Source organism: Verrucomicrobiaceae bacterium (assembly GCA_016713035.1).
In the GTDB taxonomy this organism is placed as follows: domain Bacteria; phylum Verrucomicrobiota; class Verrucomicrobiia; order Verrucomicrobiales; family Verrucomicrobiaceae; genus Prosthecobacter.
Genome location: JADJPW010000001.1, coordinates 1,577,060 through 1,593,829 on the forward strand (window position 1 = coordinate 1,577,060; position 16,770 = coordinate 1,593,829).

General features: G+C 58.5%; 17 protein-coding genes. 14 read left to right on the plus strand and 3 right to left on the minus strand.

Annotated elements, in window-relative coordinates; translation table 11 throughout:
* Positions 1–33 precede the first annotated feature (33 nt).
* The 4 genes from IPK32_06745 (at position 34) to IPK32_06760 (ending at position 4,010) form a co-directional block, all read left to right on the plus strand.
* Entirely contained in the window at positions 34–1,836 is a 1,803-nt protein-coding gene (locus tag IPK32_06745; GenBank protein ID MBK8091676.1) for a protein kinase, read from the plus strand.
* A gap of 209 nt (positions 1,837–2,045) precedes the next feature.
* A complete protein-coding gene (locus tag IPK32_06750) occupies positions 2,046–2,261 on the plus strand; it encodes a hypothetical protein (protein ID MBK8091677.1) in 216 nt (71 codons plus the stop codon).
* Between the two features lie 364 nt (positions 2,262–2,625).
* Positions 2,626–2,892: a hypothetical protein gene (locus IPK32_06755; GenBank protein ID MBK8091678.1), complete on the plus strand. Its 267-nt coding sequence runs from the start codon at positions 2,626–2,628 to the stop codon at positions 2,890–2,892.
* A gap of 269 nt (positions 2,893–3,161) precedes the next feature.
* Positions 3,162–4,010, plus strand: a complete 849-nt coding sequence (locus tag IPK32_06760) for a PIG-L family deacetylase (GenBank protein ID MBK8091679.1) — start codon at positions 3,162–3,164, stop codon at positions 4,008–4,010.
* Positions 4,011–4,020: 10 nt separating this feature from the next.
* Here the strand turns inward: IPK32_06760 and IPK32_06765 are convergent, their stop codons facing one another.
* Entirely contained in the window at positions 4,021–5,283 is a 1,263-nt protein-coding gene (locus IPK32_06765) for a sigma-54-dependent Fis family transcriptional regulator (GenBank protein MBK8091680.1), read from the minus strand.
* Between the two features lie 103 nt (positions 5,284–5,386).
* Between IPK32_06765 and proB the strand changes: the two genes are divergently transcribed.
* From proB to IPK32_06805, 8 genes are all read left to right on the plus strand, one after another.
* Positions 5,387–6,172: a glutamate 5-kinase gene (gene proB, locus IPK32_06770; GenBank protein MBK8091681.1), complete on the plus strand. Its 786-nt coding sequence runs from the start codon at positions 5,387–5,389 to the stop codon at positions 6,170–6,172.
* Between the two features lie 33 nt (positions 6,173–6,205).
* Complete coding sequence (locus tag IPK32_06775; protein MBK8091682.1) at positions 6,206–7,408, plus strand: AAA family ATPase; 1,203 nt, start codon at positions 6,206–6,208, stop codon at positions 7,406–7,408.
* Positions 7,405–8,133, plus strand: coding sequence for a hypothetical protein (locus IPK32_06780; GenBank protein MBK8091683.1), 729 nt, complete (start codon positions 7,405–7,407; stop codon positions 8,131–8,133). Before IPK32_06775 ends, IPK32_06780 begins: the two co-directional genes overlap by 4 nt.
* Before the next feature lie 24 nt (positions 8,134–8,157).
* Entirely contained in the window at positions 8,158–9,012 is an 855-nt protein-coding gene (gene purU / locus IPK32_06785) for a formyltetrahydrofolate deformylase (GenBank protein ID MBK8091684.1), read from the plus strand.
* A gap of 33 nt (positions 9,013–9,045) precedes the next feature.
* On the plus strand, positions 9,046–9,993 hold the full coding sequence (locus IPK32_06790; protein MBK8091685.1) for a prolyl oligopeptidase family serine peptidase: 948 nt from the start codon (positions 9,046–9,048) through the stop codon (positions 9,991–9,993).
* A 114-nt stretch (positions 9,994–10,107) separates the two neighbouring features.
* Positions 10,108–10,524, plus strand: coding sequence for a transcriptional repressor (locus IPK32_06795; protein MBK8091686.1), 417 nt, complete (start codon positions 10,108–10,110; stop codon positions 10,522–10,524).
* 58 nt (positions 10,525–10,582) lie between these two features.
* Entirely contained in the window at positions 10,583–10,870 is a 288-nt protein-coding gene (locus IPK32_06800) for a type II toxin-antitoxin system RelE/ParE family toxin (GenBank protein MBK8091687.1), read from the plus strand.
* Positions 10,871–10,881: 11 nt separating this feature from the next.
* The gene (locus IPK32_06805) at positions 10,882–11,211 is read left to right on the plus strand and encodes a HigA family addiction module antidote protein (protein ID MBK8091688.1); all 330 of its coding nucleotides are present in this window, start codon (positions 10,882–10,884) and stop codon (positions 11,209–11,211) included.
* A 3-nt stretch (positions 11,212–11,214) separates the two neighbouring features.
* On the opposite strand, the gene IPK32_06810 is transcribed toward IPK32_06805, so the two are convergent.
* Positions 11,215–12,279, minus strand: a complete 1,065-nt coding sequence (locus IPK32_06810; GenBank protein MBK8091689.1) for a DNA replication/repair protein RecF — start codon at positions 12,277–12,279, stop codon at positions 11,215–11,217.
* Positions 12,280–12,384: 105 nt separating this feature from the next.
* Here IPK32_06810 and hisS point away from each other — a divergent pair, with 105 nt between their 5' ends.
* Positions 12,385–13,674, plus strand: a complete 1,290-nt coding sequence (gene hisS, locus IPK32_06815; protein ID MBK8091690.1) for a histidine--tRNA ligase — start codon at positions 12,385–12,387, stop codon at positions 13,672–13,674.
* 106 nt (positions 13,675–13,780) lie between these two features.
* A complete protein-coding gene (locus IPK32_06820; protein ID MBK8091691.1) occupies positions 13,781–15,187 on the plus strand; it encodes an ATP-binding protein in 1,407 nt (468 codons plus the stop codon).
* An 81-nt stretch (positions 15,188–15,268) separates the two neighbouring features.
* Here IPK32_06820 and IPK32_06825 read toward each other — a convergent pair whose 3' ends face one another.
* Complete coding sequence (locus IPK32_06825) at positions 15,269–16,537, minus strand: DUF1501 domain-containing protein (GenBank protein ID MBK8091692.1); 1,269 nt, start codon at positions 16,535–16,537, stop codon at positions 15,269–15,271.
* Between the last annotated feature and the right edge of the window lie 233 nt (positions 16,538–16,770).

A 16,770-nucleotide genomic window follows, 5' to 3' on the forward strand; every position in this document is an offset into this window, starting at 1 on the left:
CATTTAAACATCAAACTATTCAAAGTCCCTCCGATGTCAGATTCACCAAAGCCACTCCCCGACCCCGATGCCACCCTTCCGGTGACGGGACCGGCGGTGCCCACTCATCGTGAGGGAGTGCCTAGCATCCCCCTGCCGGAAGAGCTGGGGGCACTGCTGCCGCAAGGGGATTACATCGTCCTAAGCTTTCTCGGACAGGGAGGCATGGGGGCTGTTTACAAGGGCACTCAAGTGAGACTCCAGCGCCCGGTGGCCATCAAGATCATGAAGCGTGATCAGGGTAGGGACCACGGCTTTGAGGAGCGCTTTCGCCGGGAGGCGCTGGCCATGGCCAAGCTGAATCACCCCAACATCGTCAGCGTCATCGACTACGGGGAGGCAGGTCCCGATTACCTCTACATCGTCATGGAGCTGGTGGATGGAGCGGACCTCATGGAGGTGATCCGCACCAACCGCATGACGCAGGAGATGGCCCTGACGCTGCTACCGCAGATCTGTGATGCGCTCCAATTTGCCCATGACCACGGTATCGTGCACCGCGACATCAAGCCGAGTAACATTATGCTGACGCGGGAGGGGCGCATCAAGATGGCGGACTTTGGATTGGCGAAACACTTTGACGTGAAGAATGGCTTTCAAACGCAGACGGGATCTGGCATGGGTACGCCCGATTATGCTGCGCCGGAGCAGTTCGACCCGAGTGCGGAGATCGACCACCGCGCGGACATCTATGCCCTCGGCGTGATGATCTACCAGATGATCACCGGCCAACTCCCGCGCGGCGTTTGGAAACCACCCTCACAACGGGCTGATGTACACCCCCAGTGGGACGACATCGTGGGCCAGGCGATGCAAAGTAACCCCGAAGACCGTTATCAAAAGGCGAGTGAGGTCAAAAGCGCGGTGAGCGGGATCGCGCTGAGTAGCCGCGTCCGCAAGGACGTGGAGGCGGAGGACGAGAAAGGGGCCTACAGACCCGCAGGCCACACTCTTGCGAGTGGCGCTACGAGACCCCGAGCCGCGCTCGTCTTTGGCCTCGTGATGGGCGTTGCGATCATCGCGCTGGGGATGTTCTTTGGGCTCCGTAAACGGGATCAAAGCGGCCCGCTCAACCGGAGCGAAGCAAGTGTGGCCAAAGCTCTCGAACTCGCTGGAGGAACGGTGCTGCACCCGTTCGATAGCGCCCGTCAAGAAAGTCAGGTCCCGCCAAGCGGGCCACTCACCCGCATGGATGCTATCGCTGGATTGTTAAAATTGGGTGCGCTGATTAGAGTAAACAATCCACATCTATCTGGACAAACCCAAGTCATTTCCGAGATCTCTCAACTTCCAGCCCCATTCATCGTGAGTGAAATCGCACTCAGCGCTTTAAGAACGCATAGGCCAATATTGGATAGCGATTTTGAGCTGTTGGCCCTATTGCCTGAAGTCCATGTGCTTTCATTGGCACACCAGAAGGCATTTACCTCCAAAGGCATCGAACAACTCCGAGTCTTGAGGCAGATCAACAATATTCAATTTACGGGCACAAAGGTGAATGACTCCTGCCTGAAGATCATCACCGCCTTGCCTTCACTCTGTGTGCTTAATTTCGACAACACAATGATTACGGATCAGGGGGTGGCTGAGCTCAATTCAAGACAGGACTACATCTCCCTGGACTTCACCAACTGTGACATCACGGATGCAGCGGCCAAAACGCTCGCATCGTTTAAGCGCCTCAAGCAACTGCGACTGGGTAGAACAAAGGTAACTGCAACCGCAATCCAAATGCTGCGTGCCGCACTCCCTGACTGCAACATCTTCACCGTTGGTCAAGGTGCGGCCCTCGAATAAGTAGCCAGACTTAAGGTATGATTCATCATTGCAGACCATCACTCGTTACTTCTTGAGATGGCATTCCAGAAAGCCAACTCATCCCAGATCAAGCCGAAGCCCTGCGGAAGCTGATGCCAGACTGCAAGACCGCACTGATCAAGAGCTATGATTAAGCCATGACCAAAGCCCGCTTGACCCCGATTCGGCCCCTCGTTAAACTCATCAGCATGAGCCAATCCATCACCATTCGCATCCCCACCGGGCTTTCTGGCTGGCTGGAGGAACAAGCCACACGCGAGGGAACGACCCCGCAGAGACTCGTGCGGGCAAAGCTGGAAGAAGAAAGAAAGCATACCTCCGCCGCCAAACCCTTCATGAAGCTGGCAGGTGCAGTCACAGGCCCACGCAATCTCAGTCAGCGCAAAGGCTTCTCCAAAGCATGAGAGGCATCGCTGACACGGGCTTTCTGGTCGCTTTCGCTAACAGCAAGTAACCACAGCAAGTAACCAGGCTTAAAGTTGACTCATCGTTGCAGAACATGGCTCGTTACTCCTTGAGAAGGCATTCCTGAAAGCCAGATCACCCCAGATCAAGCCGAAGCGCTGCGCCAGCAGATGCCCACACGCGCCATCGCGCTGATCAAGCAGTAGGATTGAGCATCGCCCGTAGGCGTAGCCGCCAGACTGCGGAAGGCGGGCGTCTCCGGGCAGTGGATAGCTTTCCCAAACCCTCTCGTTCTGTAGAACGAGACTGCAAAGGCAAAGAAGAGGCGTTGACCAGCATCCATGAAAAAAGTATCATCCTCCCATGAGCATCACTGACATCACCCCTATCCCGTCCGAAATCGCCGCCGAGGCGGCGCAAGTGCCTGGAATCGGTATGCGTCTCATTTCATTTCTGCGGGCAGAGATCGCGCAAAACCAAAAGCGACTCCGCCGTCACAGCCTGGAGGCGCGTGAGCTGGTGCAGGAAGCCAAGGCTGAGGCTGAAAAGCTCAAAGCGGCTGGCATCACGCGCGTGGACGCCATGGAGAACTTCGAGAAGAACTACGCAGCCGTACTGAAACAGCTCTGAATTAGTAACCAGACTTAAAGTTGACTCATCGTTGCAGACCATGGCTCGTTACCCCTTGAGGGGGCATTCCTGAAAGCCAGACCACACCAGATCAAGCCGCCGCCATGTCCCAGCAGATCCCGGCTACACCATTACGCTGATCAAGAGGTATGATTCTGTGATCAGCGTCGCGTTAGCGTCTCATCAGCGGTTAGAATCCTTCGGAGGATAAGAAAGTAAGACACGAAAATTTGGCTTTGCTCCATATCTCGCCATTCTTGGTCACTGCCATGCAATTCCGCCATCCCAAACACGACGTCTTCATTCCTGATACCACCGATTCATGGACCGCCCTTCGTCGCGTGACCCATCTAGGCATCGTCTCGCATCAAGATGACCTAGAAATCGCCGCCTATCATGGCATCACCGAGTGCTTTCACACCAAGGACAAATGGTTCGGCGGCGTGGTCGTCACCGATGGTGCTGGTAGTCCGCGCAAAGGTGCCTATGCCAGCTACACGGATGAGGAGATGCAGCTCGTCCGCCTCCATGAGCAGCAGAAGGCTGCCTTCGTCGGTGAATACAGCATTCAGATCCAGCTCGGCTATCCTAGTGAGGAAGTGAAGCGCCCTGGCCATGAGCCATGTGTAGCGGATTTAAAATTCATCCTCGAGCATGCCCAGCCGCAGGTGCTTTATCTCCACAATCCATGTGACCGCCACGACACGCACGTCGCCACCGTATTGCGCTGCCTAGAGGCCATCCGCCAGCTCCCCAAGGACATGCGCCCCAAGAAAGTCTATGGCTGCGAGGTCTGGCGTAAGCTCGACTGGCTGCTCGCCCAGGACAAAGTCATGCTCGGTGTCGATAACCATCCCCATCTGCTGCGTCCGCTCCTCGGCGTCTTCGACAGCCAGATCGCTGGCGGAAAGCGCTACGACCTAGCGGAAGAAGGCCTGCGCCACGCCAATGCCACCTACTTCGACTCCCACACGACCGATAGCGCCACGCTGCTGAATTTCGCCATGGACATGACTCCACTCGTCGAGGACGACAGCCTCTGCGTGGTCGAATTCTCCACGAAATTCGTCCAGCGACTGGAGCAAGATGTGCGCGATCGGGTGAAGCGCTTCCTGTGAGCCGCCACGCTCACTCCTTCAGCTTCCGCCGCAGCGTCGCACGGTTCATTTTCAGCGCCGCAGCCAGTCGCGTCGGCTTTTCATCGAATCGCCGCAAAAGCGTCTCCAGCATCGCGGTCTCCACTGTTTCGAGCAGCTCGTCATAGGACGGCATTTGATCATCTTCACCCGTCGTGCGCTGATCCAGCCACGCTGCGAGACTGCGGCGCATCGAGTCCTCCAGGTGATTCGTGCTCACAGCCCCAGAAATAGCCGCAGGCAAATGATGCGGCAATATCGTAGCACCGCCACACACCGCCACCGCATGCGCCAGGGCCGCTTGCAGCTCACGCACATTTCCAGGCCAAGTGTGTACTTTCAGCAGCGCTAGCGCCTCGGCCGAAATCGCGTGATTTCCGGCCATCGTCGCCGCCAGGGCCGGCAGATCGCCTGTACGCTCCCGCAGCGGCGGCAGCGTCACTCGCAGCACCGACAGTGCATAAAACAAATCCTCGCGGAAAAGCCCCGCAGCCACCTTCGCGGCCAGATCCTCACTACTCGCTGCCAAAAGCCGTGCGGCGGTGTTTTTTGCCGTGATGCGGCCCATCAGCGCCCCTTGCAGCGGCTTGGACCAGGAGCCGATCTCATCGAGAAAGAGCACCCCAGCATCACTCTGCGCCAGCGCATCATTCAGAGCCGCCTCTGCACGCTCTGCGGGCCATTCATCCGCACGGAATTCACGCAGCACCTCACCCGCTCGGGCGCTGTGACGATGGATCACACTCGCCGCGAGGCTTTTTCCACTCCCCGGCGGCCCCAGCAGCAGCACCGGCAGCTCGCAGCCACTCGCCCGGGCGATCTCGGCAAAGGCACGCTGCATCGGCTCACTACTCCCGATCATACTCGCCGCGCCAGGCTTCTGCGCAGCCTTTGGCGCATGCAGCACCTCACGCAGCACACGCTGGATATCGGCCAGATTCAGCGGCTTCAGGAAATACTCACGCGCCCCCAGTCGCCGTGCCTCCAGCGCCGTGTCCAGCGTGCCATGCGCCGTGATCACCATCACGGGCGGCGGATTCTTCAGCGCCTGGATCTTCTCCAGCACACGCAGCCCACTCATATCCGGCAGCCCCACATCCAGCAGCACCAGCGCAAAGCTTTGCTCCCCCAGCTTATCCAGCCCGCCCTGGCCACTGGCCGCCACTACCGCCACCGCATCCTGACGGCGCACCACCGTCGCTAGAGCGGCGGCGAGAGCGTATTCGTCCTCGATGATGAGAATGGCAGGCGGCATGCCCACCCTCTCTAAACTCATGCCGCCTCGATGGCAATCACCGTGCTGCTTGGCTGTGAAAACTGCTTTCCCCCGCCCTCAGGGCGTCCATAGTCCGCGCCCCATGTCCCGCACCGCCCAGCGTATCGTATTGAAGTTCGGATCAGGCATCTTGACGAAGGTCAGCACGCCTGAGCCAGACCCCGTACAGCTCCGCAAGCTCGTCGAAGCCGTCGCACTGCTCAAGCAGGCAGGTCACGCCGTCGTCATCGTCACCAGTGGCGCTGTAGCCTCCGGCCTGAAGCCCCTCGAATTCGCCCAGCGTCCCACCGATGTCACCACCCTCCAGGCACTCGCCGCCGTCGGCCAGACACACCTCATGCACGCCTACGAGAGCCTCCTGCGGGACCATGGCCTCCATGTCGCCCAGCTTTTAGTCACCCATGAGGACTTCGACACCGCAGACCGTGCTCCGCGTGTCAAAGCCGTGCTCCAGCGCCTCCTCGACTTCCCCCAAGTCGTCCCCGTCATCAATGAAAACGACAGCGTCGCCATCGAAGAGCTACGCTATGGCGACAATGACAAACTCTCCGCCCGCATCGCCCAGTTCTGGGGTGCCACCACCCTCATCCTCCTCACCAGCGCCCCCGGCCTCCTGCGTGACATGAAAAAGCCCGAGGAAGGCCCCATTCCCCTCGTCGAAGACATCGACGCCGTCCTCCACCACGCCGAAGAAGAAAAATCGAAGCTCGGCACCGGCGGCATGATCTCAAAACTCCGCGCCGTCCAAGACGCCGTCAACGCCGGCATTGACTGCATCATCGCCAGCGGCCGCCACGCCGAGCAGCTCCCCGCCATCGTCAAAGGCGAGGGCATCTGCACCCGCTTTCCTGGAAAGAAGTTGCTTTGACCTCGGGGCACCGACACCTCAAATTAGGCCGTTATGATTACCCACCTTCACATAAAGAACTTCAAGTCCCTCGTGGACTTCGATTTGCCAGAGGAAGGTCACGATTTGGGGAAATTTGTCTGCTTAGTCGGCATGAACGGCTCCGGAAAAAGCACCGTGCTTCAGGCGCTGGATTTTTTGGCTCACTTGATGGAAGGAGATGTTAGTGAGTGGTTGGAAAGGCGGGAGTGGGAAATGGGGGACTTAGCGAGTCGAATTTCCGGAATGGGATTGGCTGTTCAGAGGCCATCACCGCTAGTTCCTTTTGCCTTAGACGTTAATCTTAATGGTCAAAGAGTATGTTGGGAGGGTTTATTCGACCGTCGGCAAAAGCGCTGCAAAGTAGAGAGCGTGAAGCTACGCGGTCATGTTGTAATGAATCACTTGCAGGGCAGGCTGGAGTATGAAGAGCGTGGTTTTCATGGGCCGCTCACGTCCGAGAAAACAGGTACCCTAAATTTCGAAGGCTCCATACTTTCTGTCCACACGAAGCTGCCTGTGCCTGCAGTTCGCGATCTGCGGGCTTTTTTGCTCGGCCTAAAGTCTCTTGAACTACTCAGTCCGTCTGCCATGCGACGTCGCTCTAGACGCGGAGAGGACATCGGACATGGCGGCGAGCAGCTTTCCGCCTTTTTAGATACTCTGTCAGCGAAATCCAAAGCATCCTTACTGAGCGATTTGAGACATTTTTATCCATTTTTGACACGGCTAGATGTTTCCACGGTTCGCGGTGGCTGGAAGAAGCTGGGAGGCTGGGAGCAACTGGGTTCCACGAACTTTAATATCTCCGCCAGCCACATGAATGACGGCATGCTCCGCGTGATCGCCATCTTAGCACAGGCTTATAGTGAGCATCCAGTACTGCTGTTTGATGAGATCGAAAACGGCATCAATCCAGAGCTGGTCGAAAAGCTGGTGGATTTCTTGGTGAACCTAAAAAACAAGCAGGTCATCGTCACCACGCACAGTCCGATGATTTTAAACTACCTAGAAGACAAAGTGGCAAAGGAGAGCGTGTACCTTCTATACCGCGATAAAGCGGGGCACACACGCTCCACACGGTTTTTCGACATCCCGGAGGTCGGGGCTAAATTGGAGGCACTCGGACCTGGAGAGGTCTTTGCGGACACGAATCTGACAAAACTCACGCAGAAGCTACCGAAACGCAGGCGGGACACCACCCAACGAGCCGCATGATCATCATCGTTTCAGGAGAAGGAGCCACCGACATCGGCTACTGCACGGATGCGGCAGCGATTTGTGAGCCGCCCGAGTTTCAGCCTGGAGCTATGGGAGCCTTCATTGATGCCCTAGTCAGTCCAATCTGGGGCTATTCACCGCTGGAGAGTACAGGCATCCGATTCATGAGGAAGGCCGAACTTGGCCGCAGAGGTCGTGAAAAGAGGGGAATGTCATTGCCCGGCAAAAAAAGAGGCAAAGACACCTCCTTCTTCTTCAAAAATGCCATGACGCTCGCCACTTATGCCCTGCAAGTGGAGCGCTCGGAAAAGCTGCCCACCATGGCGGTGCTGTTTCGTGACACGGATGGCACAGCCAGCACCGAACGCGGAGCTAGGCGCAAAAAACTCGACTCGATGAATCTTGGCTTCGAAGCCGCCGGGTATCCAAGAGGCGTCCCCATGCTGCCGAAGCCGAAAAGTGAAGCCTGGCTGCTCTGTGCACTCAAAAAGAACCCCTACCAACACTGCGCCGAATTGGAAACCATCTCCGGCAATGACAACAGCCCGCAAAGCGCCAAAAAACAGCTAGCCGCTGCTCTCACAGCACACGAGGCCACTTTGAGTGATCTGAACCAAATGATCTTCACCGAGCAACTTGTGCCTGCCAAGATCGACATGCCCAGCTTCAACGAATTCCGCGCCAGGCTCGAAGAAGTCGCCCGCGCAATGCTCACGAACTGAACCCATCCGTAATACGCATCTACCATGCCCGAAACCGCCACCCTCCTCATCCACTGCCCAGACCGGCCAGGGCTCGTACATGACGTCACAGGCTTCATTTCATCCCACCGTGGGAACATCATCGACCTCCAGCAGCACATTGATGAAGATCAGAACGCCTTCTTCATGCGCCTCGAGTGGAGCCTAGAGCACTTCGCCCTCGAAAAAGAAGAAATCGAAGCACGCCTCCAGCCCATGGCCCGCAGGCATGAAATGCAGCTCAAGCTCGCCTTTTCCAGCCAGCGCAAGCGTGTCGCCCTCTTTGTCACCAAAGAAAACCACTGCCTCTACGACCTCCTCGCACGCTACGAAGCCGGCGAGCTCCCCGTGGACATCCCCTGCATCATCTCCAATCACGACACCCTCCGCCCCGCAGCCGAGCGCTTTGGCATCCCATTCCATCGCTTTGAAATCACCAAGGACAACAAAGCGCAGCAAGAGCAGGCCATGATCGCCCTCCTCCGCTCCGAAAAAGTCGATACCGTCGTACTCGCCAAATACATGCAGATCATCGGCCCTGCCATGATCGCCGAGTTCCCCAACCGCATCCTCAACATCCACCACAGCTTCCTCCCCGCCTTCATCGGAGCAAAGCCCTACCATCAGGCCTTTGAGCGCGGCGTGAAAATCATCGGCGCCACCAGCCACTACGTCACCGCAGAGCTCGATCAGGGCCCCATCCTCCACCAGGATGTCATGCGCGTCAGTCACGAGGACACCGTCGCCGACCTCGTGCGACTCGGGCGTGATTTGGAGAAAAACGTCCTCGCCAAAGCCCTCTGGTGGCATGTCCGCGATCAGGTGCTCGTCTTCAAAAACAAGACCGTCGTGTTTGATTGACCCCACGCACGATCAGCCCACCATACGGGCCGCATGAAGCCGCTCATCGCCCTCCTCCTTCTCCTCACCACTGCCCTCCACGCCGCCGCGCCCACCCATCCGCCGCGCACCTGGACCTCCAGTGACGGCAAATCGAAGTTCGAAGGCAACCTACTCGAATTCTCCGAAACCGAAGTCCGCATCCGCCGCAGCGCCGACTTCAATCAATTCAAGCTCCCGCTCGACAAACTCTCCGCCGAAGACCAAGCCCACGTCCGCGGCCTCCTACGTGAAAAACGCCGCGACGCTGGCCTTACCGAAGGCAGCTACGCCGCCAAAATCACCGGCCAGTTCGTCCAAGGCGTCTCCAAACAAGGCCTGAACTACCAGCTTTGGGGCAACCCCAAACTCGATGCCACCCAGCGCTACCCCATCGTCATCTGGCTCCACGGCGCAGGCCAGAGCGGCAGCGACAACGAAGCGCAGCTCGGCGGCGCGCCGAAAAACTGGACCTCGGAGCCTGCGCAGAAAGAGCAGCCGTGCTTCCTGCTCGCGCCGCAGTGCCCCTCGCGCGACATTGGCTGGAAGGATCAGGTCGCCGCGAACGTGCTCGCCCTAGTCGCCGATCTCGCAGACCACCTCCCCATCGACGAAAAACGCCTCTACCTCACCGGCAGCAGCATGGGCGGCTTTGGCACCTTCCACCTCGCCACCAGGTTCCCCAATGTCTTCGCCGCCTGCGTCCCCCTCTGCGGCGGAGCCGACCCCAAAAACGCCGAATCGCTCAAAACCACGCCCTTCTGGGTCTTCCACGGCGACCAGGACGACATGGTCCCCGTCGATCGCTCCCGCGCCATCGTCAAAGCCGTCAAAGAAATCGGCGGCACCCGCATGAACTACACCGAGCTCGCCGGCGCCGGCCACGGCATCACCGGCCTCGTCTATCCCAATCCCGAACTCCACGACTGGCTCTTCAAGCAGGTCAAAGGCAAATCAGACTGAACTTCCAACACCGAACAACCGAGAACAGGGAACCGAGAACCGAGAACCAAACCAGTGCTCCACCACCACCACAGCGCCACCTGCAAGCACCATGACAAGCACTCCGCCCGCGAGCTGCTCGCCACGGCACTGGAAAAAGCAAAAAACGCCGGCCTACGCCGCACCAAAGCCCTCGAAAACGTCCTCGGCATCCTCATCCAGGCTCATGAGCCCATGAACCTCGCCGACGTCTCCGAGTCCCCCAAGCTCGAAACAGGAGCCGACCGCGCCACCGTCTATCGCCTACTCGTGAAGCTCGAAGAGCACGGCATCATCCGTCAACTCGGCCTCCACGACCGCAGCACCTACTACACCATCATCGAAGAAGGCCGCCACGACGACTACCTCGTCTGCACCGGCTGCGGCCGCATCCAGCGCCTCGACATCTCCTGCCCCGTCGAAGCCCTCGAACGCGACATCGAAAAATCCACCGGCTTCAAACGCCTCTACCACGAACTCGAATTCTACGGCCTGTGTCCGAAGTGCGGCTAGTTCCCAAAAACGGAAAGGCAAAGCTTGCCGCATAAGTTTCTGGTGTTACGGTTTAACCATGATCGTCCACTTCGCTTGCAAGGACACAGCAACGATTTTCGAGGGGGCCGCCGTAAAGCGGCTGCCCAAAGACTTGCAGATCGCCGCCTCGCGCAAACTGCAGGCTATTCATGTCGCAGCAAGCATAGCCGATCTCCAGTCCATCCCGGGACTGCGCTGCAAAAAGCTCACTGGAAAGTTCAAGGACTTTTGGAGCATTCGCGTGAATGATCAGTGGCGTATCATTTTCACCTGGACCGAGCCACCGCCTGAAGCCCTTAACGTACAACTCACGGACTACCACTAAACAGCCTCCATATGAAAAAACGAACCCACACCAAACAAGACCTGCTGCCGCTCACCCATCCTGGCGAGCTATTGCTGCTGGAATTCCTCGAGCCAGCAGGCATCAGCCAGTCCCGACTTGCACAGGCTTCAGGAATTAGCGTTAGCCGAATCAATGACCTCATCAAAGGTCGCCGAGGCATCACGCCTGACACCGCAATCCGGCTTGGGGCCGCCCTGGGGATTAGCGCCGAGTTCTGGCTCAATCTCCAGCATGATTACGACATGCGCCTCGCCCGCAGGGAACGAAAAGCCGAATACGACTCCATCCAGCGCATGCCCGAGCTACAGGCCGCCGCGTGATCGTCACACGGCCATCCCAAAAACCGGGTGAGTCACCGCATGCACCACCCCGCTTAGCGCGTCCTTCTCCGCCCAGTCGAGATTCGTCGTCGTGATGATCTTCTGCGTGCCATTCGGCAGCAAACTCAGCAGCGCCCGGCGACGATGCGCATCCAGCTCACCGAACACATCATCAATGAGCATCAGCGGAGCCTCGCCGCTTGATTTTTCCAGCACATGCGCCTGCGCGAGCTTCATCGACAACGCAAAGGACCGCTGCTGGCCCTCGCTAGCGAAGGTCGTCGCATCGCGATCATTCAAAAACATCGCGATGTCATCCCGGTGCGGCCCAAAGACTGTCGAGCGTGATTTGGACTCTTCCTCGCGCATCCCCGCCAGCGCCTCAAACAGGCTCCCGGCCTCAAACGTGCTCGTGAAGGCGATCCGCGTGCTTTCCGCGCCTTCGCTCAAATGCGCATGCGCCTCCGAAACCTGCGGATTCAGCGCCTCGCAGAGTTCCGCGCGTCTTTGCCACAAAACCGCCGCGAAGCCGTCCATCACCCGCGCAAAAGCGTCCGCCTGTTTCCAGGCGATCACGGCATCGCGCTTCAAAACATAGTTCCGACCTCGCAAAGCCCGCTCATAGCCCCGCAGAGCATGCAAGTAGTCCGGAAACATCTGACTGGCCGCAAAGTCCAAAAAACGCCGCCGATGCTCCGCGCCACCGCGCAGCAGATTCATGTCGCGATGGTCCATCCAAACCACCAAACCGGCCGCCGCGAGGTAATCAGCCGACTTCCCACACGTCACGCCATCCAGCGCCAAACGTCTCGCCGTGGCCGATTGCGCATACCGCAGCCGTTTCCCGCTCCACACCGCCTCCACGAGGCAAGTCGAAGCCTCAAAGCGCACCAGCTCGCTCCGATTCGTCGTCCTCGGCGACTGCAACCGCATCAACACACACGCCGCCTCGATGAGTGACGTCTTCCCCTGCGCATTCCGCCCCACCAGCAACGTCACATCCGGGTGCAGCTCCACCTTCGCCTCGGCGAAACAGCGGAAATCACGCACAAACAAATCGGTAAGCATGGAGCGCCGAGCAGAGAGCAAAGAGCCCCAAGCCGCAACCCTGCGCAGGCATTTTCTGGCCTCTCCGCTTGATTTGGGAGCCTCCGCACGGATGAATCGCGCCCCATGTCCACTTTCCGCACCGTCAAAGGCTTCCGCGACTTCTTCCCCGAAGAATGCGCCCTGCGTAATTACATCGCCGAAACCTGGCGCGTCGTCGCACGCCGTTATGGCTTCGTCGAGTATGAGGCACCCGTCGTTGAGAGCACCGATCTCTTCCGCAAGAAAAGCGGCAACGAGATCACCGCGCAGCTCTTCTGCTTCCGCGACAAGGCCGACCGCGAGATCACGCTGCGCCCGGAAGTGACGCCGTCGCTCGCTCGCATGGCCACTGCACGCCAACGTGACTTCAAGAAGCCCATCAAGTGGTTCCAAATCGGCCCCTGCTTCCGCTACGAGGAGCCGCAGGAAGGCCGCGGTCGCGAGTTCATCCAGTTCAATGCCGACATCCTCGGCGACAGCGGCCCCGCCACCGCTGCGGAGCTCATCTCGCTGGCCATCGACACCATGCGCGAGTTCGGCGTCAGTGCCGACGACTTCGTCATCCGCCTCAGCAACCGCGAGATCTGGAATGGCTTCCTGGCGGAGAAAAACATCGCCGCCGAGCACGCCACCACCTTCCTCAGCATCATCGACAAGATCGAGCGTGCGAAACCCGAGGAGACCGAGAAAAAACTCAGCGAAATCGGCCTCACCACCGCCGCCGTGCGTGAGTTCATGACCTCCACGGATGAGAATCACCCCGCCTTCGCCGACTTGAAGGCGAACCTCACCGCACGCGGCCTTTGGCAGCATGTGCGCATCGATGCCACCATCGTGCGCGGACTCGCCTACTACACCGGCGTTGTCTTTGAGGTCTTTGATCTCAAGCACGGCCTCCGCGCCCTCGCTGGCGGCGGCACTTACGACAAACTCTGCGCCCTCATCAGCGATGGAAACGTCGATATGCCCGCCGCAGGCTTCGCCATGGGAGATGTCGTGCTCGGCATCCTGCTCAAGCGCACGCCTGGAGCGCAAATGAAGCTCACCACCGCCTTCCTCGCCGCCAGCAGCATCGACGCCTTCGTCGTCATTGCCGATGAAGCCCAGCGCCCGCACGCCCTCGCCGCCATCCAGCAGCTCCGCGCCGCCGGCATCCGCATCGATTACCCCTTCGGCTCCCAAAAAGTCGGCAAGCAATTCCAAGCCGCCGAAGACCGCAAAGCCCGCTTCGCCCTCGTCTTCGGAGCTGAGTATCCCGAGGTCATCGTGAAGAACCTCGTCGCGAGATCACAGAGCTCCGTGCCCGCCAACAGCATCGTCGAAGAAGTGCTCAAAATGCTCTCAGAACCCGCCATTGGGCCACTGATCGCCTAAAACGATTTTCAGCCTATAACGACTTTTTTTGGCCTTATAGGCTGAAAATCGTTTTGGACAAAAATCAGCCTATGAGCTACTTTTTGGGCGTTATAGGCTGAAAATCATGTTCATCGGACGAGACGAAGAAATCAACGCGCTACGCGGAGCCATCGAGGCCCGCGCACCGAAGATCGCACTCGTTTATGGCCGTCGGCGCATCGGGAAAACCGCTCTCATCCGCAAGGCCATCGGCAAACAAACCGCGCTATTCATCGAGGGACTCGAAAACCGGCCTACGCAGGCACAGATCGCGAGCTTTCTCGATCAAGCCTCTCGCCAGCTCCGCAAAAAACTCCCACAAGCCACGACTTGGCAGACTGCGCTCATGGCATTGAGTGAGGCACTCGAAAAGCGACCGATGGTGATCGTGCTTGATGAGTTTCAATGGCTTGCGAACTACCGCAGCGAACTCGTCTCCACGCTCAAAATGGTCTGGGAGAACTACTTGAGCCGCAAACCGGGCCGCACGCTCATCTTATGCGGCTCCATCGCTTCCTTCATGACCACCAAGGTGCTCAAATCGAGCGCCTTCTACGGCCGCGTGGATGTCACGATTCATCTACAAGGCTTCCGCCTCGCCGAAACGGCCCGCATGCTACCTAGGCGTGGCTTTGGCGAGATCCTCGATGCGCAGTGCCTCACTGGCGGCGTGCCGAAGTACCTCGAACTCCTGGCCGAGGCTCCATCCATCGCCCTCGGCATGGAAAAGCATGCGTTTCGTGCAGACGGCTACTTCATTGAGGAATACGAGCGCATTTTCACCAGCCACTTTGGCGCGGGCGGTGAGTTTCAGCGCATTATCCGCGCTTTAGCGAGCTCACCCTACGGTCTCGGTCGCCGTGAACTGGCTGCGCAGACAGACATCGCCGAAGGCGGCACCTTCACACAACACCTGCACGATCTGGAGGCCGCAGGCTTCATCTCTTCACAGCGCCCTTTCGATAAAGGGCATGAAACGCGGCTGCTGCGCTACCACCTCAGCGATCCGTGGATCAGCTTCTACCACGCCTTCATGCACACGCGGCTGAAGCAGATCCGCGAAAGAGGTAAACGCGACCTCTACACCACACTGCGCCAAACTGGAGCCTTCCGCACATGGATGGGCCGCGCCTTTGAGCTCGTCTGCATGCGCCACAGTGATCAAATCGCCCGGCTCATCGGCTTTGAGGCCATCAGTTACGATGTCGGCCCCTGGTTCCGAGCTCCACGCAAAGGCACCGCAGGTGTGCAAATCGACCTCGCCTATGACCGTGACGACAAAGTCATCACCCTCTGTGAAATGAAGCGCCAAACAGCGCCACTGGGCCGCAGCGTGATCACCGAGGTCGAGCGAAAGGCGGAACTGCTTCGACAAGAATATCCACGTAGGACGATTCAGCCCGTCTTGGTCGTGGATGGCCCTATTTCCAAGGAAATCGAAGCCTCTGGCTACTTCTATCGCATCATCCAAGCAGAAGATCTGGTAAAATGATTTTCAGCCTATAACGACTTTTTTTAGCGTTATAGGCTGAAAATCGTTTTGTGAAATTGACCGCCTAAATTGAGAAAAACATCACGCAAACACATCCATGATGGGCTTACCTTTGTCACCGACAGTGAAGGGGCGGTTGGTGGGGGACATGACGACTTCATCAACGGGGAGACCGAGACTCCAGCCGATGGTGCTGAGGAAGTCCTGCACGCTGTTTTGCTTGTCGGCGACGCTATTGCCCTCTTTGTCGCTGCTGCCGTAGATGAAGCCGCCTTTGACGCCGCCACCGGCGAGGAGGGTGGAGAAGACCTTCGGGTGGTGGTCGCGGCCGCCGTTGCCGTTGATCTTGGGGCCACGGCCGAATTCGGAGCAGAGGACGACCAGTGTGGTCTCTAGCAGGCCGCGTTGGGAAAGGTCTTCGAGCAGGGCGGCGAGTGCGGTGTCGAGTTCGGCTCCTTTTTCTTCCAGGCCTTCTTCGATGTTGTTGTGCATGTCCCAGCCGCCGTTGGCGACTTCGATGTAGCGGATGCCTTTTTCGACGAGGCGGCGTGCGAGCAGGCAGCCTTGGCCGAATTTGTTGCGACCGTATTTTTCTTTTAGGGCATCGGGTTCGTCCGCGAGCTGAAAGGCCTCCAGATCGGCGCTGGACATGATGGAGACGGTTTTCTCGTAAAACTCGCTGTAGCTCTTCACGGCGGCGGTCTTGAAGCGTTCGCGGAAGCCGGCGTCGAGCTTGTCGAGCATGGCGAGGCGCTTTTGCATGACCTCAGCACCGGCGTCGCTCTGCGAGTATTGCAGGCCTGCATCAGGGTCGAGGATGGGCAGTGGGGAGTAGCTGGCGGGGAAGAAACCGTTGCCTGCATTCGGCTGGCGGTTCACGCAGACGCTGGAGGGTAGTGTTTTGTGGCTGGAGCCTTTGAAGTGCTGTGCCCAGGCGCCGATGTTCGTGTGCTGGATGGTGCCACGCTGCTCATAGCCGCTGCGGATCAAATACTGGCCGCTGGCATGCACGCCCGTTTTGGAGGTCATGCTGCGGATGATGGACACTTTGTCGGCCTGTTGGGCGAGATTGACCATGGTCCCACCGAGTTGGAAGTCAGCCTTCGTTTTGATCGGTGCCACAGGGCCTTGAGTGGGGCCGTCTTTGGGGTCCAGCGTGTCGATGTGGGTCATGCCGCCGATCATTTGCAGGAAGATGACGTTTTTGGCCTTTCCGAAGCCTGGGCCGGCAGTTTCGGCGAAGGACTGGCCGCCCAGGCCATGCAGCACGGTGACGCCGAGGGAGGCTGTGGCCCACTTTTCGCAGAAGGTGCGGCGGGAGAGGGTGTCGAGTTGGTTTTGGAGGTTCATGGGGTTAGGCGTCTTTGAATGAGGAATGGCAGTTCGAGCATTGAGTCGTATCAGGCGGAATCCAGTTGCCACACCGGGGGCAGTCTTTGCCCTTCTTGAGATCAGGGCCGTCTGGGGAACTGTTATTGGTGCTAAGCTTGTTCTCATCATCTCGTGAGTCGAAGAGCTGCATCAATCCCAGGAACCAATAAGTGAGCAGACCAATGACTGTAGCCAAAGTGATGACGAGAAAC

Bases quoted from the DNA above. Each gene is read 5' to 3' on its own strand.
- IPK32_06755 (MBK8091678.1), top strand. From the start codon at position 2,626: ATGAGCATCACTGACATCACCCCTATCCCGTCCGAAATCGCCGCCGAG.
- IPK32_06825 (MBK8091692.1), bottom strand. From the start codon at position 16,537: ATGAACCTCCAAAACCAACTCGACACCCTCTCCCGCCGCACCTTCTGC.
- IPK32_06790 (MBK8091685.1), top strand. From the start codon at position 9,046: ATGAAGCCGCTCATCGCCCTCCTCCTTCTCCTCACCACTGCCCTCCAC.
- IPK32_06745 (MBK8091676.1), top strand. From the start codon at position 34: ATGTCAGATTCACCAAAGCCACTCCCCGACCCCGATGCCACCCTTCCG.
- IPK32_06760 (MBK8091679.1), top strand. From the start codon at position 3,162: ATGCAATTCCGCCATCCCAAACACGACGTCTTCATTCCTGATACCACC.
- IPK32_06780 (MBK8091683.1), top strand. From the start codon at position 7,405: ATGATCATCATCGTTTCAGGAGAAGGAGCCACCGACATCGGCTACTGC.
- IPK32_06765 (MBK8091680.1), bottom strand. From the start codon at position 5,283: ATGCCGCCTGCCATTCTCATCATCGAGGACGAATACGCTCTCGCCGCC.
- IPK32_06810 (MBK8091689.1), bottom strand. From the start codon at position 12,279: ATGCTTACCGATTTGTTTGTGCGTGATTTCCGCTGTTTCGCCGAGGCG.
- hisS (MBK8091690.1), top strand. From the start codon at position 12,385: ATGTCCACTTTCCGCACCGTCAAAGGCTTCCGCGACTTCTTCCCCGAA.
- IPK32_06800 (MBK8091687.1), top strand. From the start codon at position 10,583: ATGATCGTCCACTTCGCTTGCAAGGACACAGCAACGATTTTCGAGGGG.
- purU (MBK8091684.1), top strand. From the start codon at position 8,158: ATGCCCGAAACCGCCACCCTCCTCATCCACTGCCCAGACCGGCCAGGG.
- IPK32_06820 (MBK8091691.1), top strand. From the start codon at position 13,781: ATGTTCATCGGACGAGACGAAGAAATCAACGCGCTACGCGGAGCCATC.
- proB (MBK8091681.1), top strand. From the start codon at position 5,387: ATGTCCCGCACCGCCCAGCGTATCGTATTGAAGTTCGGATCAGGCATC.
- IPK32_06750 (MBK8091677.1), top strand. From the start codon at position 2,046: ATGAGCCAATCCATCACCATTCGCATCCCCACCGGGCTTTCTGGCTGG.
- IPK32_06775 (MBK8091682.1), top strand. From the start codon at position 6,206: ATGATTACCCACCTTCACATAAAGAACTTCAAGTCCCTCGTGGACTTC.
- IPK32_06805 (MBK8091688.1), top strand. From the start codon at position 10,882: ATGAAAAAACGAACCCACACCAAACAAGACCTGCTGCCGCTCACCCAT.